Raw genomic sequence first — 25223 nt, forward strand, 5'->3', positions numbered from 1 at the left:
GGCTCAGGTCTCCTTCGGCGCGTGGGGGCGGGCCGTCCGGCGTGCCGGACGCGGCCGCGTGAGTGGGTCCGCGGCCGGGCGGCCCCGGCGGCCCCGCCACCGGGGCAGGCGGGGCGGGCCGGCCAGCACGGTCAGGATCCTCGCGGCCTGGACGCCGGAGGCGGCGAGCACCAGGGAGCTGACGGCGACGAGGATGCCCGTGCCGGGGGAGGGGGCGGCCTGCAGGCCGCGGTACAGGGCGCCCATCGCCAGTACGGCCACAACGGTCAGAATCCAAAACCAGCGCCGGGCGCGGCGGGCGTCGATGCCGTCGGTGCCGTTCATCAGTGCCCCTTGGGGTTGTAGATCCACACGTTCACGCTGATCGCGGCGATGGCGAGCAGCAGCACCACCGCACTCCCGGTGGCGAAGGGCCGTTCGCGCCAGCGCCGCTTGGGACCGCGGTCGAGGAACGGCACCAGGAACAGAAGCCCGAATACACCGGCGATGACGAACGCGATGGAGGCCACCCCGAACCACTGCTCCATGGGGAAGAACCACCAGAACATCCACAGCGGCCGGGTGACCTCGATGCCCTCCACCGGGGTGGGTCCCAGCACCGGGGGCAGCACCACGGCCAGCACCGACAGCACGCCGAGAAGGACCAGGCCGAACGCGGCGACCCGCTTGAGGTGCGCGGTGAACGGCTCCGGCGTCTCCTCCTCCGGGGCCGGGATCTCCGGATGCGGGGAGATCTTGTGCCGCTTGACCAGCAGCGCGTGCCACACGAACAGCAGCAGGATCAGCCCGGGGATGATCACCGCGTGCGCGGTGTACAGGCGCAGCACGAGCGGCACCCGGCTGCTGAGGTCGGAGGTGAACCAGATCCCGGCGCCGCCGAGCAGCTTGGCGACGTCCAGGTTGTGAGCGAGGGCCTCGTAGCCCTCCTGGTCCCACTTGATGACGGTGCCGGTGAACACGGCCAGGAAGGCGAGCAGGAACATCGCCACGCCCACGATCCAGTTGCCCTCGCGGGGCTTTTTGAAGGAGGCGTGGAAGAACACCCGCAGCAGATGCAGCAGGGCGAAGACGAACATCGCCTGGGCCGCCCAGTAGTGCAGGCCGCGGGCGAAGCCGCCCAGCCACACGTTGCTGACCAGATCGCGCACCGACTGGTTGGCGTCCTCCGGCATCGGGTTGAAGAACTGCGCCAGGTAGATCCCGGTGACCAGCAGGGTCACGAACGAGACCACGGTCAGCCCGCCCAGGCTCCAGGACAGGTTGTTGGCGTGCTCCGGGACCGGGTACGCGAGCGCCTTGATGCCCATCCGCTCGTCGACCGCGTCGAGAGCGCGGCCCAGTCTGCCGCGTGGTGCGGGCGCAGCGGTGCCGGCGGCCCCGGCGGTGTCAGTGGCCTGGGCGGCGTTGGTGGGTTCGGCGGGAGTCGGCTGGGACGGCTTGTCGGCGGTCATCGCTCCTCCTTGCGGCTGCCGCGGTGTTCGAGTTCGCGCAGGGTGTGCGGGGGACGCAGCCGGCGGGCCAGCCACAGCCCGCCGCCGGCCGCGGCCACCGCCAGGCCGAGCAGTACGGCGTCGCCGCCGTCGGAGATGCCGCGGGCGGGCTTGAACTCGTCCAGGACCGTGCTGGTGCCGGTGTCGGTGCCGGTCGCGTACTGCCCGGCCCTCGGGGCCGAGGGCAGCTTCCCGCCGAGCGAGTCCAGCAGCAGAACCCTGGCCTGCCGGGTGGCGGCCGCGCTGTCGCCGGGGCGCTCGATCAGGCCCAGGGCCTGGCGCGCGAGTGTCAGGTTGACGCCCTGCTTGTCCGGGGCGGCCAGGGCGTCGTCGATGCGCTCGGCGACGCGTGCGTCTCCGGCGTCGTTGGCGATCAGGGCGATGGTCTGCTCGACCAGCACCGCCGACTCCATGCTTTCCTCCTCGTCGGCCCGGGCCAGGCCGGGGGCCGCGACGGTGAGGAGCAGGGCCGTCGCGGCGCCGGCCAGCGCCGTGGCGTACCGCGCGGCCCGCGAGTGCGCCCGCGGGCCGGGGTGCGGGCTGTGGTCATTCATGACGCCTTCCTTCCGCGCCGCGGGAGTGCGGCGCCGCTTGTCGATCACACAGTGGTGCGGACCGGTCCGGTGCGTGAGGGGCGACCCGCCGGGCAGCGGTTTCTTCACCCCGCCGGGCGGGGGCCTGCCGGGCCGCCGCGGGGGTGCGGCCGGAGCGGGCGACCAGTGCCAGGGAGGCCACGACGAGCGCGTCGCCGCCCAGCGCGGCCGGGGTGAGGCCCTCGCCCAGGACGACGGCCCCCAGCACCACGCCGACCACCGGGACCAGCAGGGTCCAGGCGGCGACCGCGGTCAGCGGGGCGCGGCGCAGTTCGGCGAACCACAGCACGTACGGGAATGCCGTGCCGGCCAGCGCCAGCACGGCCAGCGCGGTCACCAGCCGGGGTGTCCAGGAGATGTGCGGGGGGCCCTCGGCCAGCGCGGCGGCAACGGCCAGGGCCGCGCCGCCCAGCAGGAACTGCCCGGCGCCCAGCGCCAGCAGGTCCACTTCGGCCAGCCGGCGGGCCAGCAGCGACCCGGCGGCGATCGCGGCGGCCGCGGTCAGCGCCAGGCCCGCCCCGCGCCCCGCGCCGGACGGCGCCGCCACCATGACCAGTCCGCCGAACCCGAGCGCGACGCCGGCCACCTCGGCCCACCGGGGCCGTTCCCCGAACAGCCACCAGGCCGGCAGCACTACCAGCAGTGGCTGGGCGTTGGCCAGCACGGACGCCACCCCGGTCGTGGTCCCACTCGCCGCGGCGACCATGGCTGCGAACGCGATGGTGACGTTCACCAGGGCCAGCAGGCCGATCAACGACCAGGTTTCGGCGCCGTGGATGCGTACTCGGGTGCGGCGGCGGTGCGCCGTGAAGGCCGCGGCGGCCAGCAGCGCCGCCCCCGCCAGCAGGGCGCGCAGCGCCGCGAACCACAACGGTGGCGCGTCCCGCAGCCCCCACGAGATCAGCAGGAAGCATGTTCCCCACGCCACGGCGATGGCCAGCATCCGCACCGGGCGCGGCCGGCCGGACCCCGGCGCGGGCGGCAGCGCGGTCACCATGACGGCCGCCCGGTCACGGTGCACGGTGACGCCGCCCGCGCGGGCGGCGCATCCCGACCCGTCGGTGCCCCGGCCGCAGCCGGATCCAGCCGCAGCAGCCACCTCAGCGCATGGCCGGCCCCGCGCCCTGAACCCTCTACGGGCCGTGACCGGCTCGCGCGCTGCCGAGCGGCCCCGACGGCCCGCTCGGCCCGCTGCGGCGGGGACGTGAGGCCGCCCGCCCGCAGCGACCACAGAACGCCGGCCGTTGCCAGGCCGAAGAGACCGCAAAGCAGCGCACCATACGCCGCGACGAGGCCGCCGAGCGCTGTCCGTGAGACAGCTGCACTGCCGCGTGAGCCGCTGATCCGGCCGCTGACCACCAGCCTCAGCCGGTGCGTGTCGGCGGCGCGTACCGCGGCTACGCGGGTGGGGCCGGCGGAGCCATCCCGCTCCCCTCCTGCGGCGTGCCCGTCGGCGGGTGCGAAGGCAAAAACGAGGAGCACGGTGAACGACAGCGCGGCCAGGGCGGTCCAGACGGCGAAACGGTGACGGGTCATGGCGTCCTCGCAAGCTCCGAAGGGGATTCCCAGGCACCGCCCCGGTGGCGGCGAGGGACCGCACCACCGACCGGGCGGTCAGCGGCGGCGCCGAACACCCACCCGCCCTGGGGGAAGCCCGCGGCGGGCCGTACCGCGCCCCGGAACTTCCTTCGGGGCGCGGTAACGAGTGGTTCAGCGCTTGGTGAGGGTGGGGCCGCCCTCGCGCAGTACCTGCAGGCGGCGTTGGTACTCGTCCTCGTCGATCTCCCCACGGGCGAACCGGTCGGCGAGCACCTGCTCGGGCGAGGCGGTCGCCGGAGGCGAGGCGGGGCCGGTGCTGTCCTGGCCGCGCCCGAGGGAGCGGAAGAGGAGGATGAAGGCGGTGATGATCAGCCCCCAGAACACGAGCATGCCGAGCGACATCCCGAACCATCCCCATCCGCCGATGTTGTGGTCGTACCAAAACATCATCGTGATCACTTTCCCGAGGGTTAAGACCCGAAGGTCCTTAGCGGCCGCGGCGGTGTGTCGCGGGTACCCCTACACGCTCCCTCCGCATCTGCCCGGGGGCCCATGGGCCGGTCGGCCCTCTGGCGGGGACGGTGGACCCCTACCTGGTGGGGGTTCCCGGGCGGAGGGTGGCAGACACAGCGTTCCACGAAGTGGATTAGGAGTCAGCCATGAATCTGGCGGACTGGGTGGTCGTCCTCGTCTCCGCCGTGCTGCTCGCAGTCCTGGGCTGGTTCTTCTTCGGTCCGCGCCGGGCACGGGCGGCCGAGATGACCGGCGGGGTGCAGCGCGTCGCGGTGAGGGTGCGTGGTGGCTACAGCCCCGATGTGATCCGGCTCAAGCAGGGCGTCGCGGCCGAGCTGGTCTTCGACCGGCAGGAGTCCGGGGACTGCACCTCCCGGGTGGTCTTCCCCGATCTGCGCCTCAGCGCGGCACTGCCGGCGTACGAGCGCACCACGGTCCGGTTCACCCCGGAGCGTGCGGGGTCGTTCGGCTTCGCCTGCGGGATGAACATGATCCACGGCACGGTGCTGGTGGAGGCCGCCGACGCAGTGACGGGTACGGCCGGGGCACCGCCTGCGGGGGCTCCCCCCGCGGCCGCGCAGCTGGCCGCGCCACCGAGTGAGGGGCAGGCCGCGCAGGCGGAGGCGGCGCAGGCCTCCGAGCGGCGGGCGGAGATCCGGGATCTGGCGCGGCGGGTGGCGTTCGGTGCGGTGCTGACCGCGCCGGTGCTGTTCGCGGTGATGGCCGACTCGCTGTTCCACGCCGGCTGGGTGCCCGCCTGGATGCTCAACCACTGGCTGCAGCTGGCGCTGATCACCCCCGTGATGCTCTACACCGGGTGGCCGATCCACCGCACCGGCTGGCTGACCCTGATCCACCGCGCCGCGGACATGAACTCGCTGATCACGCTGGGCACGGTGGCCGCGTACGGCTACAGCCTGCTGGTCACTCTCACCCCCGGCCTGCTGCCGCAGGACGTGCGCGAGGTGTACTTCGAGGCGGTCGGGGTCATCCTGACCCTGATCCTGCTGGGCCGGCTGCTGGAGGCGAAGGCCAAGGCCGGCACCGGCGAGGCGATCCGCGCCCTGCTGGGGCTGCAGGCCCGTACCGCCCGCGTGATACGCGACGGGGTTGAGGCCGAGATCCCGGTCGAGGACGTGCTGGTCGGCGACGAGGTGATCATCCGGCCCGGCGAGAAGGTCCCGGTGGACGCCGAGGTGCTCTCCGGGTCCTCGGCGGTGGACGAGTCCATGGTCACCGGCGAGCCGATGCCGGCCACCAAGCGCGCCGGGGACACCGTGATCGGTGCGACCGTCAACGGCACCGGTTCCCTGCGGGTGCGGGCGGCCAAGGTCGGCTCCGACACGATGCTGGCCCAGATCGTCCGCCTGGTGCAGCAGGCCCAGGCGTCCAAGGCGCCGATCCAGCGGCTGGCGGACGCCACCTCGGCCTACTTCGTGCCCGCCGTCATCGCGATCGCGATCGCCACCTTCGCCATCTGGTTCACCCTCGGGACGTCCCCTGCGCTGACCCTGGCCCTGGTCTCCGCGGTCGCGGTACTGATCATCGCCTGCCCCTGCGCGCTGGGCCTGGCCACCCCGATGTCCATCATGGTCGGCACCGGCAAGGGCGCCCGCGCCGGGATCCTCATCCGGTCCGCCGAAGCGCTGGAGACGGCGCACAAGCTGGACACCGTCGTCCTGGACAAGACCGGCACCATCACCGCCGGCACCCCGGTCCTGACCGACGTCCGCCCGGCCGACGGCGTCACCGAGGACGAACTGCTCGCCCTGGTCGCCGCGGCCGAACGCGACAGCGAACACCCGCTGGCCGCCGCCATCGTGGCCGGCGCCCGAGCTCGTGGGCTGGACCTGCCGGCGGTGAGCGGTTTCGACTCGGTGACCGGCAAGGGCGTGCAGGCCACCGCAGGCGGCCGGGCCGTCCTGGTCGGCAACACCCGGCTGCTGGCCGACGTCGGCATCGACACCACCGCCCTCGATCCACTGGCCGCCGAGCTGTCCGCGCAGGGCAAGACCCCGGTGCTGGCCGCCGTCGACGGCCGTCCGGCCGGGGTGCTCGCGGTCGCCGACACGGTCAAGGACGACTCCGCCGCCGCCATCGCCGCCCTGCACGAGATGGGCGTACAGGTGGTCATGCTCACCGGCGACAACCGGCGCACCGCCGCCGCCATCGCCACCCAGGTCGGTATCGACCGCGCCCTCGCCGAAGTGCTCCCGGAGCACAAGGCCGACGCCATCCGCCGTCTGCAGACGGAAGGCCGCCGCGTGGGCATGGTGGGCGACGGCATCAACGACGCCCCCGCGCTGGCCGCCGCCGACGTCGGGCTGGCCATCGGCACCGGCACGGACGTGGCCATCGAGGCCGCCGACATCACCCTCATCTCCGGCTCGCTCACCGGCGTCGTCACCGCGATCCGGCTGTCGCGGGCCACCATGCGCAACATCCGGCAGAACCTGTTCTTCGCCCTGATCTACAACGCGGTCGGCATCCCGGTCGCCGCCGGCGTCCTCTACCCCTGGCTCGGCATCCGGCTCAGCCCCATCATCGCAGCCGCCGCGATGGCCCTGTCCTCCCTGTCGGTGGTCGCCAACGCCAACCGGCTCCGCCGCTGGCACCCGGCCCCACTGCCTGTCGCCACCCCCGCCGCCGTCACGCCACGCGTCGAGGTCCCGGACGAGCACGCCCCCGTCCCCAGGACGACACCACCCACGACTCCGCAGGAGACCGCCATGCACCTCCACCGCCACCACACCCCCGACGAGCCCCTCCCCGAGCCGCTGAAGGATCCCGTGTGCGGGATGCCGGTCACCCCCGAGGGCGCCGCCGAGCACCGGGAGCTGGACGGACACACGTACTACCTCTGCTCCACCCAGTGCGCGACCGCCTTCGACGCCGATCCCCACCGCTACACCGCCCCCACCCACCAGAGCCCGTCCTGACCGGCCGGCGCCGTAACCGGCCCTCGGCCCGGCACGGCGTGGGCGCACCAGCGACGCGAGGAAGAGACCGCCATGACCAAACAAGCCGAACCGCCGCCCCCGGGGGACCGCCCGACGCCGACCGCGCCGCCGCCTCCGCCCGCCTGGCGGCACTGGCTGTGGCCGCTGGCCATCCTGCTCGCCGTCGGCATGTGGACGGTGCTGCCCGGACTACGCTCCAGCGAGCCGGTGAAGATGGACCTGACCTACTCCAAGTTCCTCACCGACGTCGACGCCGGCAAGGTCAAGACCGTCACCATCAAGACCGACGGGAAGGCGACCGGCACGCTCACCAACGGGCACCGCTTCACCACCGTGGTTCCCGTCCAGCTGGCCGGCGACCAGCTGCTGAACCGGCTGGAGAAGGAGAAGGTGGCGGTGACCGCCACCCCGCCGTCGACCTCGGCGTCCTTCGGCTCCCAGGTGCTGTCCTGGATCCTGCTGCTGGGCCCGTTCCTGCTCATCATCTGGTTCTGGCGGCGGATGTCGAAGGGCGCCATGGGCCAGATGCACGGTGCGCTCGGCGGTGTCGGCAAGTCCAAGGCCAAGGTGTTCGACGCCGAACGGCCCGAAACCACGTTCACCGATGTCGCCGGCTACGAGGGCGCCAAGGCCGAGATCGCCGAGGTCGTCGACTTCCTGCGCAGGCCCGAACGCTACCGCCGCGCCGGGGCCATGGCACCGCGCGGGGTGCTGATGATCGGCCCGCCCGGCACCGGCAAGACGCTGCTGGCCCGCGCGGTCGCCGGCGAGGCGGACGTGCCGTTCCTGTCGGTGGCCGGCTCCAGTTTCGTGGAGATGTACGTCGGGGTGGGCGCCGCCCGGGTGCGGGACCTGTTCGCCGAGGCCCGCAAACGCGCGCCCGCGATCGTCTTCGTCGACGAGATCGACGCCCTCGGCGGGCGCCGCGCCGGCGGTGGCGCCCTCGTGTCCAACGACGAACGCGAGCAGACCCTCAACCAGCTGCTGTCGGAGATGGACGGCTTCGAAGGCGCCGAGGGTATCGTGGTGCTCGCCGCCACCAACCGGCCCGAGGTCCTGGACCCCGCCCTGCTGCGGCCCGGCCGCTTCGACCGGCAGGTGACCATCCCGCTGCCCACCCTGGCCGAACGCGCCGCGATCCTGGCCGTGCACTGCCAGGACAAGCAACTCGGCAAGGACGTCGACCTCGACGTGGTGGCGCGGGGCACCCCCGGCTTCTCCGGCGCGGACCTGGCCAACCTGGCCAACGAGGCCGCCATCGTCGCCGTACGCGACGAGCGCGAGGTGCTCACCAAGGACGACTTCGACGCCGCCCGCGACCGCATCCTGCTGGGACGGCGTGAGGGCTCCAACGTGCTGCTGCCCGCCGAGAAGCACGCGGTGGCCGTCCACGAGGCCGGCCACGCCCTGGTCGCCGCCCTGTCGCCGACCGCGGACCCAGTCGCCAAGGTCACCATCCTGCCCGCCGGGCAGGCCCTCGGCGTCACCCAGCAACTCCCGCTCGTCGAACGGCACCTGTACGGCGAGGACTACCTCACCCAGACCCTCGCCGTACGGCTCGGCGGGCGCGCGGCCGAACTCGTCGAGCTCGGCCAGGGCTCCACCGGAGCCGCGAACGACCTGGCCGGGGCGACCGAGCTGGCCACCAAGATGGTCCGCGAGTTCGGGCTGTCGCCCGCGCTCGGCCCGGTCGGCTACCCGCAGGGCGGCTCGGTGTTCCTGGGCAGCGGCGGGGCTGCCATGTCCAGCCGCCCGTTCGCCGAGGCCACCCAGGCCGCCGTCGACGCCGAGGTCGCCCGCCTGCTGCGCGAGGCCGAGCAGCAGGCCACCGACCTCCTGACAAGCCACCGCGACCAGCTGCGCGAGCTGGCCGGACTGCTGCTGGAACGGGAGACCGTCGACGGCTTTGCGGTCTACGACCTGCTGGGCACCCACCCGCCGACCGAGCAGAGCGCCGGGGCGACCATCGCGCCCCGCCGCGTCAGTGTCCTCAAGGAACCCGCCGCGCGGCACAGCGAGCGCGCCGCCGCCCACACCGCCGACGGCCAGGACCGGCCCGGTCACGGCGCGGGCGGCCGGCACCCGAACGGCGCGCCGTGACCAGCCGGGACACCGGCCGACCCGTCTCGATCGACGCGGCCCTCCCCCTGGTCGCGGCGAACGCGAGCGCCGCCGCCACCCGCACCCGGTCCCGGCACCCCGCACCGGTCGCTGCCAACCCAACCGACGAACAGCAAGGAAGGTGAGCACCGATGCTGCAGACCGTGGATGTCGGCCGCAGGAGCCTGGACACCTACCGCACCGTGACCGGAGAGGCGGTCGTGGACGAACTGCGGGCGCTGGCCGCGCCACTTGACGGGGCGCGGGTGCTGCACGTCAACGCCACCGGCTACGGCGGCGGGGTGGCGGAGATCCTGCGCTCCGAAGTGCCGCTGCTGCGCGACCTGGGCGTGGTCGCCGACTGGAAGACCATCACCGCCGAGCCCGGCTTCTTCGAGGTCACCAAGGCCGTCCACAACGGCCTGCAGGGCGATGCGCGCGGCGTCACCGACACCCAGTGGCAGCTGTACGACACCGCCTCCGCCCAGATCGCCGCCCAACTGGAGGAGTCCTACGACGTGGTGGTCGTCCACGACCCGCAGCCGCTGGCCCTGCCACACCTACGCGGCCGCGGTGACGCCAAGTGGGTGTGGCGCTGCCACATCGACAGCTCCCAGCCCAACCCGCAGGTCTGGGACCGGCTGCGGCCGCTGCTCGCCGCCTACGACGCCGCCGTGTTCACCCTCGGCGCGTTCGTCCCACCCGATGTCCCGGTGGACCGGGTGGAGATCATTCCGCCGGCGATCGACCCGCTCAGCCCGAAGAACATGCCCATCACCGACGCCTTCGCCACCGGGGTCCTCGACTGGATCGGCGTGGACACCGCCCGCCCGCTGCTGGTGCAGGTCTCCCGCTTCGACCCCTGGAAGGACCCGCTCGGCGTCATCGCCGCCTACCGCACCGTCAAGAAGCAGGTGCCCGGCGTGCAGCTGGCTTTGGTCGGCTCGATGGCCCTGGACGACCCGGAGGGCTGGCGCGTCTACCGGCAGATCACCGCCGCCGCGGCCGACGACCCGGACATCCTGCTGTTCACCAACCTCACCGGGGTCGGCAACATCGAGGTCAACGCCTTCCAGCGCCGTGCCGACGTGGTCATCCAGAAGTCGCTGCGGGAAGGCTTCGGCCTGGTGGTCTCCGAAGCCACCTGGAAGGGCACCCCGGTGGTTGCCGGACGGGCCGGCGGCATCCCGCTGCAGCTGCCCGACCAGGTCGGCGGCCACCTCGTCGACACCCCCGACCAGTGCGCCCAGGCCGTCCTCGGCCTGCTCGCCGACCCCGCGGCCGCCCGACGCCTGGCCGCCGCCGGGAGGGAGCTGGTGCGCGAGCGGTTCCTGCTGCCCCGGCTGATCGGCGACGAACTGCGGCTGCTGTCCAGTCTGCTCGGCCACACCCCCGCCGCACCCCGGGCCCTGGCCGCCGCGGGCACCGCAGGCGAGGACCGCGACCCGGTGTGCGGCATGCGCGTGGACGGCGCCGGCACCCGCCCCACCCGCTACCGGGAGAGGGAGTTCAAGTTCTGCTCCCCCTCCTGCGCCCGCCAGTTCGCCGCCGACCCGGAGCTGTTCTGGCGCGCCGTGACCCGAGCGGTCCGCGGCACCGCCCCCACCGGCTGAACGGACCGAGGAGCAGACCATGCCCGAGCTGCGGCAGGACCCCTTCACCCGCGACTGGGTGGCCATCACACCCGGCCGCGAAGACCGCCCGCGCCCCATGCCCCGGCCGGCCGCAACACCCCGGCGCTCCGCAGGCCCCGATCCGGCCTGCCCCTTCTGCCCGGGCCACGAGGACGCCACCCCGCCCGAGATCTGGCGTCTGCCCGCCCCTGCCGGAAGGGCGGGGGCGGACTGGGCGGTACGCGTCGTGCCCAACCGCTACCCCGTCCTCGCCGACAGCGGCCATCCTGCCCGCCACCACACCACCGGCCTGCACACCTGGGCCGACGGCATCGGCAGCCACGAGGTCGTCATCGAATCCCCGGCCCACGGCTGGGACCTCGCGGACGGCGACGACAGTGCCGTCGCCGACATTCTGCGCACCTACCGCACCCGCACCCTCGCCCTGCGCGACCATGGGCCCGGCCTGGTCCTGCCCTTCCGCAACCACGGAGCCGCCGCCGGCACCTCCCTGCCCCACCCGCACTCCCAGATCGTCGCCACCCCCATCGTGCCCCTGCGCTTCCGCCACCTGTTCGACATCGCCCGCGCCCACTACGACGACACCGGCCGCTGCCTGTATGTCGACCACACCGCCGCCGAACTCGCCGACGGCCGACGGATCGTGGCCACAACGGAGCACGTCATCGCCCTGGCCCCGTACGCCCCCCGCACCCCGTACGAAGTCTGGCTCGTGCCCCGCCGCCACCAGGCGTCCTTCGCCGACGCCCCCGACGAGACCCTGGAGCACACTGCCGCCCTGCTGCGCCGCGTCCTGGCGGCCCTGCGCGACCTGCTCGGCGACATCCCCTACAACTACGCCCTGATCAGCGCCCCCAACGGGGAGGAGACCACCACGTACTTCGCCTGGCACCTGCAGATCGCCCCGCGCCTGGCCGAGCCCGCCGGCTTCGAACTCGGCACCGGCATGGCCGTCAACCCCGTCCCGCCCGAACACGCCGCCGCCCGCCTGCGCGACGTCCTCACCGCACGCCCTGCCCCCGACACCCCCCTCCAGCACCACGCCCGCCACCGCCCGGCCGGCAGGCGGCCATGAAGCACACCCGCGGCGCAGCCGCCGGCCTCCCGATGCACGGGCAGAGCGCCGGGCACGACCCGGCCCGGCGCCCGCCGCCGGCCACCAAACCGCAGGCGGCCAGGCCCCGGCGGTGGCCGAGGTGGGCCTGGTGGACCGGCGCGGTCGTGGTCCTCGCCCTCGCCGTGGCAGCGGCCGCCTCGCACCGCCACGAACTGGCCGGCGCCTCCCACCTCCTCGCCCACGTCAGCGGTCCGGGACTGGCGGCGGCCGTCGCCTTCGAGGCGGCCTCGTTCGTCTTTCTCGCCGCCCTCCAGCGGTGGCTGCTGCGCAGCGCCGGAGGACGGCTGGGACTGGGCACCATAACGGGGATCGTGGTCGCCGCCAACGCGATGGCGGGCACGCTCCCGGGCGGCAGTGCCCTGTCGGTGGCGTGGACCGTCCGCCAGCTGCGCCGACGGGGCATCGCCCTGGCGCTCGCCACCGCCGTGCTGATCGCCGCCGGGGCCCTGTCCGCCCTGGCCCTCGCGCTGCTTGTGGCGCTCGGCGCGCTGGCCGCCGATCCCGCCGGCCCCGCCCCGGGGCTGCGTATCGCGCTCCTGGCGTCCGCGGCGGCGCTCGCCGCCGCGATCGTGCTGGCCGTCTGCCTGATCCGGTCGGCGCGCTTCCACCGCGCCGCACGGCACGCCTGGACATACGTCACCACCCGATGGCGGACCGGCCAGCGGCTCGCGGACTTCCTCGCCGAGGTGTTCCACCAGGCCAAGACCATCCAGCCCGGTATCCGGGGCTGGGCGCGCCCCTTCGGGATGGCGCTGGGGAACTGGACGTGCGACGCCGCCGCCCTCGCCGCCGTCCTGTGGGCCCTGAACATCGGCGTGCCCTGGCGGAGCATGCTGATCGTCTACGGGCTGACCCAGATCTCCATCAGCCTGCGCCTGACCCCGGGAAGCCTCGGCATCGCCGAGGCCAGCCTGAGCACCCTGCTCGTCGTCTACGGGCTGCGCGCCGACCAGGCGATCGCCGCCGCGCTGCTCTACCGCATCGTCAGCTTCTGGACCCTCCAGCCGATCGGCTGGACGAGCTGGCTCCGCCTCACCCTCCACACCCCCCGCCCCCACCCGGACACCGGCCGCTCACGCAGGCAACCCGGCACCCCCCGGAGCCCCACCGCGCGCCCTGCCCGACACCCACATCAGCCGCCCCATCCGCACGCATCGACAAAGGACACATCATGACCACGACGACATCAGACACACGGGCCTACCTGGCCGGGGGCGGCATCGCCTCCCTGGCCGCCGCGGTGTTCCTGATCAGGGACGCCGGACTGCGCGGGGAGAACATCCGCATCCTGGAAGAACTCCCTCTCGCCGGGGGCGCGCTGGACGGCTCCGGCGACCTGGAGCGCGGCTTCGTCGCCCGCGGCGGGCGCATGCTGGAGGACGAGGCGTACGTCTGCCTGTGGGACCTGCTGGAGAGCATCCCGACGCTGACCGACCCGGACACGACCGTCAAGGACGAGGTGTGGGAGTTCAGCCGCCAGTGGCCCTCGCACTCCGGGGCCCGCCTCATCGACCGCCACCACACCATCCTCGACGCCGCGGACCTCGGTCTCAGTGTGCGGGACCGGGCCGAACTGGTCCGCCTGCTGGCGCTCCCGGAGCACGCCATCGGCGCCCGCCGCATCGACGAGTTCTTCTCGCCTCACTTCTTCGCCACCAACTTCTGGGCCATGTGGCGCACCACGTTCGCCTTCCAGAACTGGCACAGCGCCATCGAACTCAAGCGCTACATGCTGCGCTTCGCCCAGGAACTGCCCCGCATCCACACCCTGGCCGGAGTCCGGCGCACCCGCCTGAACCAGTACGACTCCATCGTCCGCCCCGTCCAGCAGTGGCTGGCCGAGCGCGGCGTGGTCACCGAACACGGCACCACCGTCACCGACGCCGACTTCACCGAAGAGGCAGCCGGCCGCCGGATCACCGCACTCCACTTCGAGCGCGACGGCAAGCCGGGCAGCTACGCACTCGGCGACCACGACTACGCGTTCCTCACCCTCGGCTCCATGACCGCCGACGCCGCCTACGGCACCGACGACCGCGCCCCGGAACTGATCCGCGACCGGCGCGACGGGGCCTGGAGGCTGTGGGAGACCCTCGCCAGGAAGGCATCCGACTTCGGACGCCCCAACACCTTCGACGGCAACATCGACGCCAACAAGTGGGAGTCCTTCACCCTCACCCTGCGCAGCCCGCTGCTGCTGCACCGCATCCAGGACTTCTCCGGCAACGCCCCCGGCACCGGCGGGCTGATGACCTTCAAGGACTCGGCGTGGCTGATGTCCCTGGTGGTACCGCACCAGCCGTACTTCGCCGCCCAGCCCGAAGACGTCTACACCGCCTGGGGCTACGGCCTGTTCCTCGACGAGAAGGGCGACTACGTCGAGACGACGATGGCCGAGGCCACCGGCCAGGAGATCCTCACCGAACTCGTCCACCAGCTCGGCTTCGACGACGCGGCGGAGGAGATCCGCGCCACCACGACCGTGGTGCCGGTGATGATGCCCCACATCACCAGCCAGTTCGCCCCACGCAAGGTCGAGGACCGGCCACTGGTCGTACCGCGCGGCGCGAAGAACTTCGCGTTCCTGGGCCAGTACACCGAGATCCCCGAAGACGTGGTGTTCACGGTGGAGTACTCGGTGCGCGGCGCCATGCACGGCGTGTACGAACTGCTGGGCGTCGACCGGAAGATCCCCGGCATCTACCACGCGCTGACCGACCCCAAGGCCGCCCTGGACACGCTGAAGGCGGCACTTTGACAGCCCGCAGGGAGCGCCGGGGCCCCCTGCCGCGCAGGCGAGTCGCCGCTGACGCAGCCACCCGGCACGCCGCGGCGGGAACTCGACTGCTGCCAGGAGGAGCGCACCACGGACGCGGTGCACCGCCGGTTCGCCGACGACGCGACGGTGATCATCCCGCGGGTGCACTGGCCGTGCACGACCCGCCGGGCGCTGACCATGGACCTCGTCGAGGGGCAGCAGCCTGCTCGCGGGCTGACACCCCGTCGGCGGGAAGGCGCCGCAACTCGGTCTCCCGCCGGCCGCCGCGGCCCACGCGGGGGGCCGCGCGGCCCCCGCGGGCAGGGACTCCCGGCCCACGACACAGCCGGTCGGCCCCTGCCCGCCGAGCCCGCACCCGGAGGAGGCTGACCAGTGTCCCGCCCATACCGGGCGGGAGTATCCCGGCACTCGGTGACGGGGCCGGTGGAGGAGGTCCGCCATGACCAGCCACAACGCACCGCTGTCCGCGCCCGGCTGGCGCACCGTGAACATCACCCCGGCCGAGCGCGTCGGCCGCGTCGTCGTCGGACTCGCCGGGATCCTCGCCGGTCTCGTCCTGCTCGTCGGCGCCGGTTCGGTGCTGGCCGTCGTCCTGGAGGCGCTGCTCGTCGCCGCCGGGCTCGACCTGCTGGTCACCGGCGCGCTCGGGCACTGCCCGCTGTACGCCAGGCTCGGCCACACGCCCACGTCCCTGCGCGGTCAGCGATGAGCACCCACGACGGCCACCGCCCCACCCCGGACCTGTCCAAACCGCCAGACTCCCACGGCGCCCACGGGAATCACGGCGGTCACGGCTGGATGATGCTCGCCTGCTGCATCCCGATGATCCTCATCGCCGTCGCCCTGGTCGCCACCGGCGTCGTCGGCGTCGGCTGGCTCCTCGTGGCGTTCACCTGCGTGGCCCTGATGGCGCTGATCATGCGGGCCACGAGCGGCGGCGACGGCGGACACCACTGACGGGCCGCGGAGACCGCGATGACCGGGCTAGCCGTCCTGTTCGGCGCGCTGCTGCTGGCGGGCGCCGTTTACGACACGGCCCACATGCTCGCCGCTGGGGTGCGGCGGGCGGCCCGGGAGGTCGCCGAGCGCCGACTGGTCGCACTGCGGCTGCACGGGCGGATCGACGCCGCCACCTACCGCCACCGCATGGCCGCCCTCGCCCGCGGGCACCGCACGAGCCCAACAAGGCCGGAACGGCCGGAACGGAGGACTTGATGGCCGATGCCGCATCCGGCCTGTGGGGCCCGGGCCGGCACCGTCCAAGCCCCCAGGCCGAGGAAGGTGATGTCCATGCGGGGCGTACCGCACCCATGACAGCCCCGGTCGCTCAGCTCACCCGGGTCCGTGAGATCGCCACGGTGCTGTGGGCCGGCGGGCTCACCTGGCTGGTCGACGCTGTGGGCCTGCGTGTCACTGCGCTGCCGCACCGTATGCGCCCTCGGGCCGCGGCCGTGCGAGCACCACGCGGCCATGGACCAGCCCCTGCCGCAGCGCCTCCGCCTGGTCCTGGAACGGCTGGGGCCCACCTTCGTCAAGGCCGGCCAAATGCTCGCGCTGCGCCCCGACTACCTGCCCGCCGCCTACGCCGAGGCCCTGCGCGGCCTGTACGCCGACGTGCCGCCGTTTCCGGCCGGCCAGGCGGCCCAGGTTGTCACGGAGGAGCTGGGCCGTACCTCGCAGGAGGCGTTCACGGACTTCGAGCCGGAGCCGTTCGCCGCCGCGTCGCGCTGCCCGACGGCACGGCGGTGGCGGTAGCGGTGGCGGTGAAGGTGCAGCGGCCCGGGGCGGCCCGGCAGGTGCAGGCCGATCTGGCGCTGCTGCGCCGGCTGGCGCGGCGCAGCCCGACGGCGCGGCGCAGCCCGACGGCGCGGCAATTCCGCCCGGCCGACGCCGTCGACGAACTGGCCGAGTGGACGCTGCGGGAACTCGACTTCCAACAGGAAGCCCGCACCGCGCGGGCGCTGCGCCGTTACTTCGCCGATGACGACACGGTGGTCATCCCGCGGGTGCACGAGCCGTGGACGACGCGCCGGGTGCTGACCACATGGACCTCGTCGAGGGGCAGCCGCCGGCGCCCGCCGCCGAGCTGCGGCGCACCGGGCTGGACCCGCAGAGGGTCCTTCAGACCGGGGCGCGGGCCGTGCTGCGGCAGATCTTCGAGTTCGGGCTGTTCCATGCCGACCCCCACCCGGGCAACCTGCTCGTCCTGCCCGGGAGCGGGTCGCCTTCCTCGACTTCGGCATGTTCGGGCGGGTGGACCGCCGTCAGCGCCACCGGATGGGCATCATGCTGTGGGCGCTGACCGACGGCGGCTACGACGCCGCGGTCGGTCAGCTGCTGCACCTGTCCGAACGGCGCCCCGGAGCCGACGTGCCGGACTTCCGGCGCGCTGTCGCCGACCTCGTCGAGGACTGGTACGGCCACGCGGCCCGAGAATACTCGGTGGCCCGGCTGATGCTGGCCGAACTCGGCGCGGGCGCGGCCCACGGCGTCGTCTTCCCGCGCGAGCTGATGCTCCTTGCTCGCACCCTGCTCACCCTGGAATCCACCGGCGCGCTCATCGACCCCGACACCACCCTCGCCGACCTGAGCCGCGCGGTGCTGCCCGACCTCAAGCGCATCCTGCTCCCCACCACCGCCACGCTCGCCCACACCTGGGCCGACACCCGCCTGGACCGCTCGCCCTCGACCTCGACCTCCCCTACGTGCTCCAGCACCTCGACGACCTGCTCCCCACCCCCGCCCGGACCGACCCGCCCCCATCACGGCCGCCGCTGCTCGCGCTCCTGGCCGCCGGGGCCGCCGGAGCCGCACTGGCCCGCCTCGTACGCGGACGAGACGGCGGCTGACGGGCCGAGCGTGGCCCCAGGCACAGTGCACCCGCCGATTCCCCGCCCGGGCCCCCGGGCACAGCGCACCAGCGATTCCCCGCCCGGCCCGAGGCCCCCGGCGGATCGGCGGCCCGCCGCCCGTGAGAGGGGACAATCCGTCCTATGCTCGCCGTCAGCTGGGACACCGTCCGCATGTTCCTGCACATCCTCGCCGCCACTGTCTGGGTCGGCGGCCAGCTCACCCTGGCCGCCCTCGTCCCCGCGCTGCGCGGACTCGGCACCCAGGTGACCCGCGCCGCGGCCCGTCGGTTCAACCAGGTCGCCTGGCCGGCCTTCGCCGTACTGGTGGCCACCGGCGCCTGGAACATCGCCGCCGAGCAGGACAAGATCACCGGCAGCTACCGGACCACGCTGATCATCAAGCTGGTCGTCGTGGCGGCCTCCGGCATCACCGCCTTCCTGCACGCCCGGGCCCGCCACGCCGCCTCCCTCGCCGTCTTCGGCGCCCTGACCGGCCTCACGGCGCTCGGTGCGCTCTTCCTCGGCACCCTGCTCGCCGGCTGAAGAGCGCCCGCAGGTACCGGCTCTGGCCGGGCGGGGCCGAACGGCCCCGGGCACAGGGGCCCACCGGTCCGCGGCCCGGCCGGTCGGCCCCTGCCCGAACGACCGTGCGCGAGGGCAGGCTCGTCAGTAGCCACCGGTACCCGGTGGAGGTAACCAGGGGATCCCGCTCGAGATCCCGCAGGAGGGGCGAGAGGAGGGCGTCATGAACAACCGGAACGTCCCGCTGTACGTCATCGTCCTGGCGACCGCCGCCGTGGGGTTGCTGGCGCTCGGCATAGCGCAGCACATGCTGATCTTCTTCGGCCTCGTGGCCGTCGCCTGCTTCTTCCTGATGCGTGGCATGCACGGCCGCCAGGGCGGCCACAAAGGCTCCGGCCAGAAGCACTCCGACCGCCCCCACAAGCACCTCTGATCACCGGCCATCCGCCGGTGGGACCGCGCAGGAGACGGGAGGCCGTGATGATCACGGTCATAGTCATGGCGATCGGCGTGGTGCTGCTGTCGATCGGCGTGGCGCTGCTGTCGGGCATCGTCCCCGACGCCGTGCGCCTGCTCACCCTCCGAGGCCGCCGCAGCCCGGGCCCGGCCCGGTTGCGGGATCGGCTGGCGGCCCGAGCCGCCGGCGAAACCACGGCGGCCGCTGAGGCCGAGGAACGGGCGCTGGCCCGGCGGTTGCTGGCCGGGCGGCTCGCCCCGGTCTCCTACCGCAACCGGATGGACACCCTCGCCCACCGCACCCCGCAACCCCACGGAGGACCTGATGGCTGACGCCGCGTACGGCCTGTGGCCGCTGGTGGTGCTCAACACGGCGCTGTTCATCGCGTTCGCGGTGAGTTTCTTCCACCCGAAGTCCAAGCGGGACTGGCGGGCGATGGGCGCCTACAGCGCGTTCCTGGTGGCGCTGTTCACCGAGATGTACGGCACCCCGCTGACGATCTACCTGCTGGGCAGCTGGCTCGGTTCCCGCTTCCCGCTGCTGAAGGACACCCACGCCGGCGGGCACCTGTGGAACGACCTGATCGGCTGGAAGTACGACCCGCACGTGAGCCCGTTCCACCTGGCCAGCTACGTGGCCATAGGCGCCGGGTTCTGGCTGATCGCCGCCGCCTGGAAGGTGCTGCACGACGCCGCCCAGCACGAGCGCCTGGCCACCACGGGACCGTACGCCCACGTGCGGCACCCGCAGTACGACGGCTTCCTGCTCATCATGATCGGGTTCCTGCTGCAGTGGCCCACCATCCCCACCCTGGTCATGTTCCCGGTGCTCGTATACGTGTACGCCCGCCTCGCCCGCGGCGAAGAACGCGAAGTGGCCAAGGAGTTCGGCGCCGACTGGGACGCCTACGCCGCCCACACCCCCGCCTTCTGGCCCCGCCGCCGGCATGGACGAGGCCCCGTCGCCCCACCAAGCGGCACCAACACCGCCGTCGGGCACCGGCCCGCGCGGCCGGCGGACGACGGACGTCCCCGCCGCTCCAGCGCCCCCGGGAGGCCCCGATGACCGCAATGCCCGCCGCTCTCCAGGCGCTGATCGCGGTCGGCGTCCTTGCCGGGATCGCGCTACTGCTTGTCGTACTGGCTGCGGCCGAACGCCGCCGCCCAACTCACGCGGACGGCAACGGAGGTGACAGGCATGAACGGCCCTCCCATCGCGCTGTGGGTCATGGTCGTGGTGGCCGGCCTCGCTGATCTGCTGGCCCTGCCCGCCGCGATCTGGTGGACCGAGCTGCGACGGCCGGACGGCCACCGCCCGGCCGAGCCCCCTGCCGCACCGAAGCCGGCGACACCGCAGCGCAACCGCCGCGGCCGGGGCCGGGCCCGGCCCCATCCACCGATTAGGAGGTGACCGACATGCGCACCCTCGCCCTGGCCCTGGTGGCCGTCCAGCTGCTGACCGTCGCGGCCTGCGCCGTCCACCTGGCACGCCACCCGCGCGATCCCGCGAGACTCCCGCGCACCCTGCACCGCACCGCCGCCGTCCTCCTCACCGCTTCCCTCCTTCCGCTGCCGGCCCTGCTGGCGACCGAGGCGTCCGTGGCGGCCTGGGCGCTGTGGGGTGGCGGGTACCTCACGGCCGCCGTGGTCTGGGCCGGCGCCGACACCCTCCGGGACACCCCCGCCGCCCGGACCGCTCCCGGCGCACCCGGCGCACCCGGCGCACCCGGCGCACGATAGCCGGGCTCGACGCCCGCACGGGAAGCGCGGCGAACGCGAGCCTGATCGCCCCGGGCCGGCCGACGGGCCGGGTGGCGGCTGCGGACCGGGAACCTCCATCCGCAGCCGGTGCCGTCCCAGGCCCGACCACCGGAAACAAGGTGACCAGCTCACCCACAGCCGCCCGGATGGGGACAGCCGGGCAGCACAAGAGGGACCGCGGAGGGCGCCGGTCCGCACGCTCAGACAGCCCGTTCGGCGGGGCCGTGCCGCGAGGGCCGGAGAGTGGGGACGTGCCGGGCGATCCCGCCAACGCCGTGGCGGGCGCGGCCGGTGGCCAGGAGGGATACCACGGTGCCGGCCACGGCGTAGGCGGCCAGGGTCCACAGGGCGCCACCGGTGGCGTTGCCGGAGAAGTACATGGCGTTGCGGACCGCGGTGGTGCCGGCGCCGGGGGCAGGGCCTGCCCGATGGCGCGCCAGAACCCGGGCAGCAGCGGGCCCGGGTAGGGGCCGCCGGCGCTGGGGTTGGGTCGAGGCCCTTGAATGGCGGTCCTGGTCCTAGAAGTTCCAGGACACCGTCTGGTGCACGGTGGTCAGCACGGCCAGGACCACCAGGTCGCTCACCCCCAGGAAGAGCCCGAGGCAGGCGCGTCCCCGGCGGCCGGTCTTTCGCCAGAGCGCGAGGACAGCCAGAACGATCGCGATGGGCCCGAGGACGATGTTCATCACGAGCAGGCCCAGCAGGCCGAGCACGAAGGCGGCGACGGCCATTCCGTCCGCGTCGCGGGTGCCGGTGTTCCTGCGGGCGGATGCGGTGAGCTCCATGGGTTCTGTTCCTTCGGGCGGTGTGAGGTCAGTGGTGCAGGTGGCGCACGTGGCGCACGTGGCGCCGGCGCACGGTGAAGGCGAGGAGCCAAGCGCCGATCACGGCGCCGGCGACCAGGCTGACCGGGACGGGGAGGTGTGCCACCGAACCCAGCACGATCCCGAGAATCAGGAGAGCTGCGACGAGGAAGATCACGGGTCTGCCTTTCGGCTGGCGCTGTACGGGTCGGCCGTACGAGCGGCATGAGAACTGCGTGTACGTGTGTTCACTGGCTTGTCCGGTCGGTCGGGGTTTTGAGGCCGCGGGGGCGACCGCGAAGGACGCGGGGCCCGCGATCCTGGCCCCTCCTCTGGATCGCCTCACCGCCATCGTGCGACCGCCTGGCCGGGCGGGGCATGGGCCGCTCGGTACGTGTCCGGGACCGCACGGCCCCATCATTCGGCCCGGTCGGCTGCTGAGCGCCGCCCGGCCTGGGGTACTCGCCGGGTTCGGCGGGGACGAACTCCACCGGCACGAGCGTGCCTTCGGGCAGGTCGGCGTGCCTGTCGAAGGCGTCCAGCAGGACGGTCTGGGAGCAGGCCGAGGTCTCCTCGCGGCGGAAGGTCAGCCGGACCGGCTTGCCGTGTTCGGCAGTCTTCGCCTGGCGGAGCATGAGGTCGGTCTCGGAGATGACGCCGATGACCTTCTCGTACATCGACGATCGGCAGCCCGCTGATGCGGTGGTCCGCCAGCAGCCGTGCGACCTCTTCCCGGCTGACGGGCCCGGCCGGCTCCGGTGGGGATCGACGTCACGGTGCGCGACGTGGGAGAGCTCATGGGCGAGGACGCCTTCGAGTTTCGGGTTCGGCCTCGGCCTTGCTGACCGGCCCGGCTCTCACCGTCTCCACGGCCGTCGTACGCGAGCTCGGCCTGGATGTCGTCCCGCCAGGCCGGCAGGGTGGCGTCCGACCCAGCATCCGTCCACCGAGGCGGTCGGCCGTCCGGTCGTCGGCTCGTACCCGGCCTACGCCGGCGCCCAGCGCGCGGTCGATTTTCTGTCCGACAGTAAATTCGGTGGAACGCACCGCGATCATCGGTTCGGACCTGCGCATGGTGGAGACCGTGCTCGGCCGGCTCACCCGCGGCCGGGCCGCCTTGGCGGGGGCCGGCACCGGCGCCTGGTTCGGGCTGCTGGTCGGGCTGTTGCTGTCGGTGTTCGCCGCGGGCAACTACCATGTCCTGGTTCTGATGCTGAGCGTGCTGGCCTACGGCGCGGTCTTCGGTTTCGCCGGTCATGCCCTCAGCGGCGGCCGTCGCGACTTCTCCTCCCGCAGCCAGATCGTGGCCGCCCGCTACGACGTGGTCGCCGAGACCGAGGCCGCCGAGGAGGCCAGGACCGTGCTGATCAAACTGGCCTGGCGCGAAGACTGACCCGTGCCCCGCGCCGACCATGCGGGCAGGGCGGCGGACACCACCTTCCTCCTCGGCCGGCAAAGAGGGCTTCGGATACGCAGTCGCGTCACCCGAAGTGCCCACCCGACGGTCGTTGTTGTCGCCGGTTCTATCGGTCGCTGGCGAGCTGCGTCCGCCGTGCTGATGCGTCCGTGGCTTGTGCGGACGGGGCTTGTGAAGGCCACGGATTCCCCGGATCAGTCGTGAGTGACGACAGCGACCGGGCATGGCGCGTGGTGGATGGCGGCGTGGGTCACTGGACCGATGCCCGGTGCCAGGGCGGGGCGGTCCCGTCGGCGGCCCACGACCAGGAGGGCGGATCCCGACGCCACGCTCGCCATGGCCCGTGCGGCGCTGTCGAACGTGACCTCATCGATGACCCGCACCCCGGGGAACTTTTCCTGCCACGGGCGCAGCGCCGTGCCCAGTTCCTGGCCCAGCGCTCTTGCGACGGCTTCGGCGGTTTCGGGGCTCGAGGACCACAGACTGGAGGCCGGGACCGGCAGAGTCCTGCAGTGGACGGCACGCAGCGTGGTGCCGCGCCGGGCGGCGGCACCGAAGGCGAACTCCAGCACCTCCTCGCACCGCCGGCGCAGGCTCAGTCCCACGACCACACCGGTGGCCTCAGCACAGGATGCCTGCTCGTCCTGCCGCTCGTCGGCGCGGACCAGGACGACGGGCCGGTCGGCTCGCGCCACCACATGCAGACCGATGTCGCCGAGGAAGAAGCCTTTGACCGGGCCGATGCCTCGTGAGCCGAGCACCAGCATCTCGGAGGCTGCCCCGGCAGTGAGCAGCGCGGCGGTGGCATCCTGCGAGGCCAGTTCCGTGGTGAGGGGCAGGCCGGGGTGGAGCTCGCGCAGTTCACTCTCCGCATCACGCAGGATGCGGTGTGCCCAGTGGCGTTGCGTGTCCTTTCCCGGGATGTCCGCCGCCGTGGACGCAAGCGGGACCCACGCGTGGATAAGGCGCAGCGGGAGCCCGCGCCGCACAGCCTCATCTGCCGCCCAGCGTGCGGCGGACAGACTCTCCGGGGACCCGTCGAGGCCCGCGGTGACGACTGCTTCCATGGCCGGTACCTCCGTGGTGGCACGACGTCGGGGTATGGCGGACAGGCTTCCCGCATCGAACCCATGCCGCAGGAGTCACACGGGCCTGGGAACCCGGCAGCGGCTGCGGATCTCGAGGCCCGCGGTGACGACCACCACGTGGGCACGCCGCCGCGCCGCTTGCTGCCCTGGCCAGACCCGCGGGGCGCGGGGGGCTGGGCGAGCCCGTGGAGTGCTCAGGCACCCGCCTGACCAGCATCCACCGTCGGGAATCCGTCCGCATTTCCGAGCAGCACGTCCGGCAGGTATCCCTCGCCGCTGCACAGGCCCGGTCCGTGACCCCGGCACCAGATCGGTGGCAGTTCCATCCCAAAGGAAACACATGAGCCTGCGTGGACGAGGACACGGGCGCGCTACGCGTGGCACCGGGGCGGCGGCGCCTCAGCTGCGGCTGGATGAGTTGCTGGAGGACCTGCAGGCGCAGATCGCGCGGGTGCGCTCCACCCGGGACCGCGCGCACCTGGAGGGTGAGGGTCTCGGGGTCCGGCCGGTAGCGCCACGGCTGCGTGTTGCAGACCGAGGGCGCGGCCGCCGCGGCCGATGCAGGCTTCCAAGGTCGAGGCGTCAAGGGTCGCGGATCGCATGATGTCCTCCTCCCGGACTGGCGCCACAACGGCGCTGCCGTCCTTTGGGCCTGCGCCCCTTGGGGCGGTGCGGCGTAGGGCCGGTGGTCCCCCACCGGGGACCTATCAAGCCGGACGCGCCCGGCACGGAGCCCGGCCATCCCCCTGCCAGGCCCGGGCTGAACGGCCCAGGGCCGCAGGCGAGTGGGTCCCGAACGGCCCCGCGATGCCGTCTGGTCGGCCCCTGCCGTGGCCCGTGACCGGGTGTCACCGTCGGGACAGTGATGCCGATGGGAGGTGCGGTCCGATGCGCAAGGCACAGCGTACGAAGCGTACGAAGCGGCTGATGTGGCGGTGGCGGAGCAATCCGCTGCGCCGGCACGACGACATCGTTGAGGCATGGATCGTGCTGGCCGTGTGGACGGTCATGGCGCTGGGCGGCACCCTTGTCGGCGCGCTGGCGGCCCATGCCACCGACGAGTCCCTGGCGAGCCTGCGCGCCGAGCGCCACACGGTGCGGGCCGTGCTCCTCGAGAGCACCACCCGGGCTGTACCGGCGGGAGCCGGCGTGTCGACCGACGGCCGCGTTGGCGCGGAGGTCCGCTGGAGGGCGTCGGACGGCACCCCGCAAACCGGCCGGGCCCAGGTGGACGCCGGGCAGAAGGCCGGCGCGAGGGTCCTGGTCTGGACGGACACTGACGGAAAGCTCACGAAGGAGCCGCCGACCGCCACCGGGGCAGCCTTCGAGGCAGTCGTTGTGGGCGCCGGGGCCGCGTTCGCCTTCGGCGGTGTGACGTTCGCGGCCGGACGGGCCCTGCGGTGGCGGCTCGACCGGCGGCACTACGACCAGTGGGGCCGGGAGTGGGCCCTGGTCGGACCGCAGTGGCGGCGCAGGACCACGTGATCCGGGACCGGTCGGCCTGCGCACAGAGTCCGACCGGCTCTGGAGGGCGCCGCCCCGGCCGCCGGACGCCGGGAGGCGACAGGAACCGGCGCCTCAGCAGCGGCGGTGGCGCGT

At 73.4% G+C, this 25223-nt stretch carries 28 protein-coding genes and 4 pseudogenes; 22 read left to right on the top strand and 10 right to left on the bottom strand.

Annotated features, from left to right (window positions below):
• Positions 1-3: 3 nt before the first annotated feature.
• The 5 genes from SMIR_RS40930 to SMIR_RS40950 form a co-directional block, all read right to left on the bottom strand.
• A complete protein-coding gene (locus tag SMIR_RS40930; RefSeq protein WP_212728573.1) occupies positions 4-324 on the bottom strand; it encodes a hypothetical protein in 321 nt (106 codons plus the stop codon).
• Positions 324-1451 carry a cytochrome b N-terminal domain-containing protein gene (locus SMIR_RS44490; protein WP_283959594.1) on the bottom strand — a complete coding sequence of 376 codons (1128 nt, stop codon included), beginning with the start codon at positions 1449-1451 and terminating at the stop codon, positions 324-326. The genes SMIR_RS40930 and SMIR_RS44490 overlap by 1 nt, the downstream gene beginning before the upstream one ends.
• Positions 1448-2044 carry a hypothetical protein gene (locus SMIR_RS40940; RefSeq protein ID WP_212728574.1) on the bottom strand — a complete coding sequence of 199 codons (597 nt, stop codon included), beginning with the start codon at positions 2042-2044 and terminating at the stop codon, positions 1448-1450. The genes SMIR_RS44490 and SMIR_RS40940 overlap by 4 nt, the downstream gene beginning before the upstream one ends.
• Positions 2037-3182 carry a DMT family transporter gene (locus SMIR_RS40945; RefSeq protein WP_249938679.1) on the bottom strand — a complete coding sequence of 382 codons (1146 nt, stop codon included), beginning with the start codon at positions 3180-3182 and terminating at the stop codon, positions 2037-2039. Before SMIR_RS40945 ends, SMIR_RS40940 begins: the two co-directional genes overlap by 8 nt.
• 611 nt (positions 3183-3793) lie before the next feature.
• Positions 3794-4072 carry an SHOCT domain-containing protein gene (locus SMIR_RS40950; protein WP_212728907.1) on the bottom strand — a complete coding sequence of 93 codons (279 nt, stop codon included), beginning with the start codon at positions 4070-4072 and terminating at the stop codon, positions 3794-3796.
• Positions 4073-4281: 209 nt separating this feature from the next.
• Here SMIR_RS40950 and SMIR_RS40955 point away from each other — a divergent pair, with 209 nt between their 5' ends.
• The 20 genes and pseudogenes from SMIR_RS40955 (at position 4282) to SMIR_RS41030 (ending at position 20295) form a co-directional block, all read left to right on the top strand.
• Positions 4282-7074 (top strand): heavy metal translocating P-type ATPase, encoded by a 2793-nt coding sequence (locus tag SMIR_RS40955; RefSeq protein ID WP_212728575.1) that lies wholly within the window; start codon positions 4282-4284, stop codon positions 7072-7074.
• 72 nt (positions 7075-7146) lie between these two features.
• Positions 7147-9195 carry an ATP-dependent zinc metalloprotease FtsH gene (gene ftsH / locus SMIR_RS40960; protein WP_212728576.1) on the top strand — a complete coding sequence of 683 codons (2049 nt, stop codon included), beginning with the start codon at positions 7147-7149 and terminating at the stop codon, positions 9193-9195.
• Positions 9196-9347: 152 nt separating this feature from the next.
• A complete protein-coding gene (locus tag SMIR_RS40965; protein ID WP_212728577.1) occupies positions 9348-10808 on the top strand; it encodes a glycosyltransferase in 1461 nt (486 codons plus the stop codon).
• A 13-nt stretch (positions 10809-10821) separates the two neighbouring features.
• Positions 10822-11904: pseudogene (locus SMIR_RS40970) on the top strand (galactose-1-phosphate uridylyltransferase); the annotation flags it as partial.
• Positions 11901-13121: a lysylphosphatidylglycerol synthase transmembrane domain-containing protein gene (locus SMIR_RS40975; protein ID WP_212728579.1), complete on the top strand. Its 1221-nt coding sequence runs from the start codon at positions 11901-11903 to the stop codon at positions 13119-13121. The pseudogene SMIR_RS40970 and the gene SMIR_RS40975, both read left to right, overlap by 4 nt.
• Positions 13118-14704, top strand: a complete 1587-nt coding sequence (locus SMIR_RS40980; RefSeq protein ID WP_212728580.1) for an oleate hydratase — start codon at positions 13118-13120, stop codon at positions 14702-14704. The genes SMIR_RS40975 and SMIR_RS40980 overlap by 4 nt, the downstream gene beginning before the upstream one ends.
• Positions 14705-14752: 48 nt before the next feature.
• The gene (locus SMIR_RS45105; protein WP_422664546.1) at positions 14753-15094 is read left to right on the top strand and encodes an AarF/UbiB family protein; all 342 of its coding nucleotides are present in this window, start codon (positions 14753-14755) and stop codon (positions 15092-15094) included.
• 70 nt (positions 15095-15164) lie between these two features.
• Positions 15165-15434, top strand: a complete 270-nt coding sequence (locus tag SMIR_RS40985; protein ID WP_212728581.1) for a YgaP family membrane protein — start codon at positions 15165-15167, stop codon at positions 15432-15434.
• Positions 15431-15682 carry a hypothetical protein gene (locus SMIR_RS40990; RefSeq protein ID WP_212728947.1) on the top strand — a complete coding sequence of 84 codons (252 nt, stop codon included), beginning with the start codon at positions 15431-15433 and terminating at the stop codon, positions 15680-15682. The genes SMIR_RS40985 and SMIR_RS40990 overlap by 4 nt, the downstream gene beginning before the upstream one ends.
• An 18-nt stretch (positions 15683-15700) precedes the next feature.
• Positions 15701-15940, top strand: a complete 240-nt coding sequence (locus SMIR_RS40995) for a hypothetical protein (RefSeq protein ID WP_212728582.1) — start codon at positions 15701-15703, stop codon at positions 15938-15940.
• Positions 15941-16195: 255 nt separating this feature from the next.
• Entirely contained in the window at positions 16196-16480 is a 285-nt protein-coding gene (locus tag SMIR_RS44495) for an AarF/UbiB family protein (protein WP_212728583.1), read from the top strand.
• A 41-nt stretch (positions 16481-16521) separates the two neighbouring features.
• Positions 16522-16707: pseudogene (locus tag SMIR_RS45110) on the top strand (AarF/UbiB family protein); the annotation flags it as partial.
• Positions 16708-16769: 62 nt separating this feature from the next.
• Complete coding sequence (locus tag SMIR_RS45115; protein ID WP_422664547.1) at positions 16770-17027, top strand: AarF/UbiB family protein; 258 nt, start codon at positions 16770-16772, stop codon at positions 17025-17027.
• Positions 17028-17179: 152 nt separating this feature from the next.
• Positions 17180-17239, top strand: a pseudogene (locus tag SMIR_RS45180) (hypothetical protein); the annotation flags it as partial.
• 191 nt (positions 17240-17430) lie between these two features.
• A complete protein-coding gene (locus tag SMIR_RS44125; RefSeq protein WP_249938680.1) occupies positions 17431-17574 on the top strand; it encodes a hypothetical protein in 144 nt (47 codons plus the stop codon).
• Between the two features lie 144 nt (positions 17575-17718).
• Positions 17719-18120 carry a hypothetical protein gene (locus SMIR_RS41010; protein WP_212728585.1) on the top strand — a complete coding sequence of 134 codons (402 nt, stop codon included), beginning with the start codon at positions 17719-17721 and terminating at the stop codon, positions 18118-18120.
• Between the two features lie 202 nt (positions 18121-18322).
• Complete coding sequence (locus SMIR_RS41015) at positions 18323-18532, top strand: hypothetical protein (protein ID WP_212728586.1); 210 nt, start codon at positions 18323-18325, stop codon at positions 18530-18532.
• A gap of 47 nt (positions 18533-18579) precedes the next feature.
• Positions 18580-18888 (top strand): hypothetical protein, encoded by a 309-nt coding sequence (locus SMIR_RS41020; RefSeq protein WP_212728587.1) that lies wholly within the window; start codon positions 18580-18582, stop codon positions 18886-18888.
• Positions 18881-19621 (top strand): methyltransferase family protein, encoded by a 741-nt coding sequence (locus SMIR_RS41025; RefSeq protein WP_212728588.1) that lies wholly within the window; start codon positions 18881-18883, stop codon positions 19619-19621. Before SMIR_RS41020 ends, SMIR_RS41025 begins: the two co-directional genes overlap by 8 nt.
• A gap of 350 nt (positions 19622-19971) precedes the next feature.
• Positions 19972-20295 (top strand): hypothetical protein, encoded by a 324-nt coding sequence (locus SMIR_RS41030; RefSeq protein ID WP_212728589.1) that lies wholly within the window; start codon positions 19972-19974, stop codon positions 20293-20295.
• A gap of 221 nt (positions 20296-20516) precedes the next feature.
• On the opposite strand, the gene SMIR_RS45120 is transcribed toward SMIR_RS41030, so the two are convergent.
• The 4 genes from SMIR_RS45120 to SMIR_RS41050 all read right to left on the bottom strand — a co-directional run bounded on the left by SMIR_RS45120 (position 20517) and on the right by SMIR_RS41050 (position 21796).
• Positions 20517-20696 (bottom strand): hypothetical protein, encoded by a 180-nt coding sequence (locus SMIR_RS45120; protein WP_422664542.1) that lies wholly within the window; start codon positions 20694-20696, stop codon positions 20517-20519.
• 138 nt (positions 20697-20834) lie between these two features.
• Entirely contained in the window at positions 20835-21101 is a 267-nt protein-coding gene (locus SMIR_RS41040) for a DUF4190 domain-containing protein (RefSeq protein ID WP_212728590.1), read from the bottom strand.
• A 28-nt stretch (positions 21102-21129) separates the two neighbouring features.
• Entirely contained in the window at positions 21130-21297 is a 168-nt protein-coding gene (locus SMIR_RS41045) for a hypothetical protein (RefSeq protein WP_212728591.1), read from the bottom strand.
• 70 nt (positions 21298-21367) lie between these two features.
• Positions 21368-21796 (bottom strand): hypothetical protein, encoded by a 429-nt coding sequence (locus SMIR_RS41050; RefSeq protein WP_212728592.1) that lies wholly within the window; start codon positions 21794-21796, stop codon positions 21368-21370.
• 292 nt (positions 21797-22088) lie between these two features.
• On the opposite strand from SMIR_RS41050, the pseudogene SMIR_RS41055 reads away from it, so the two are divergent.
• A pseudogene (locus tag SMIR_RS41055) lies at positions 22089-22512 on the top strand (general stress protein); the annotation flags it as partial.
• A gap of 218 nt (positions 22513-22730) precedes the next feature.
• Here the strand turns inward: SMIR_RS41055 and SMIR_RS41060 are convergent.
• Positions 22731-23603 carry a universal stress protein gene (locus SMIR_RS41060; RefSeq protein WP_212728593.1) on the bottom strand — a complete coding sequence of 291 codons (873 nt, stop codon included), beginning with the start codon at positions 23601-23603 and terminating at the stop codon, positions 22731-22733.
• Positions 23604-24512: 909 nt separating this feature from the next.
• Here SMIR_RS41060 and SMIR_RS41065 point away from each other — a divergent pair.
• The gene (locus tag SMIR_RS41065) at positions 24513-25109 is read left to right on the top strand and encodes an Rv1733c family protein (RefSeq protein ID WP_212728594.1); all 597 of its coding nucleotides are present in this window, start codon (positions 24513-24515) and stop codon (positions 25107-25109) included.
• Positions 25110-25223: the final 114 nt, after the last annotated feature.

Source organism: Streptomyces mirabilis (assembly GCF_018310535.1).
Taxonomy (GTDB): Bacteria; Actinomycetota; Actinomycetes; order Streptomycetales; family Streptomycetaceae; genus Streptomyces.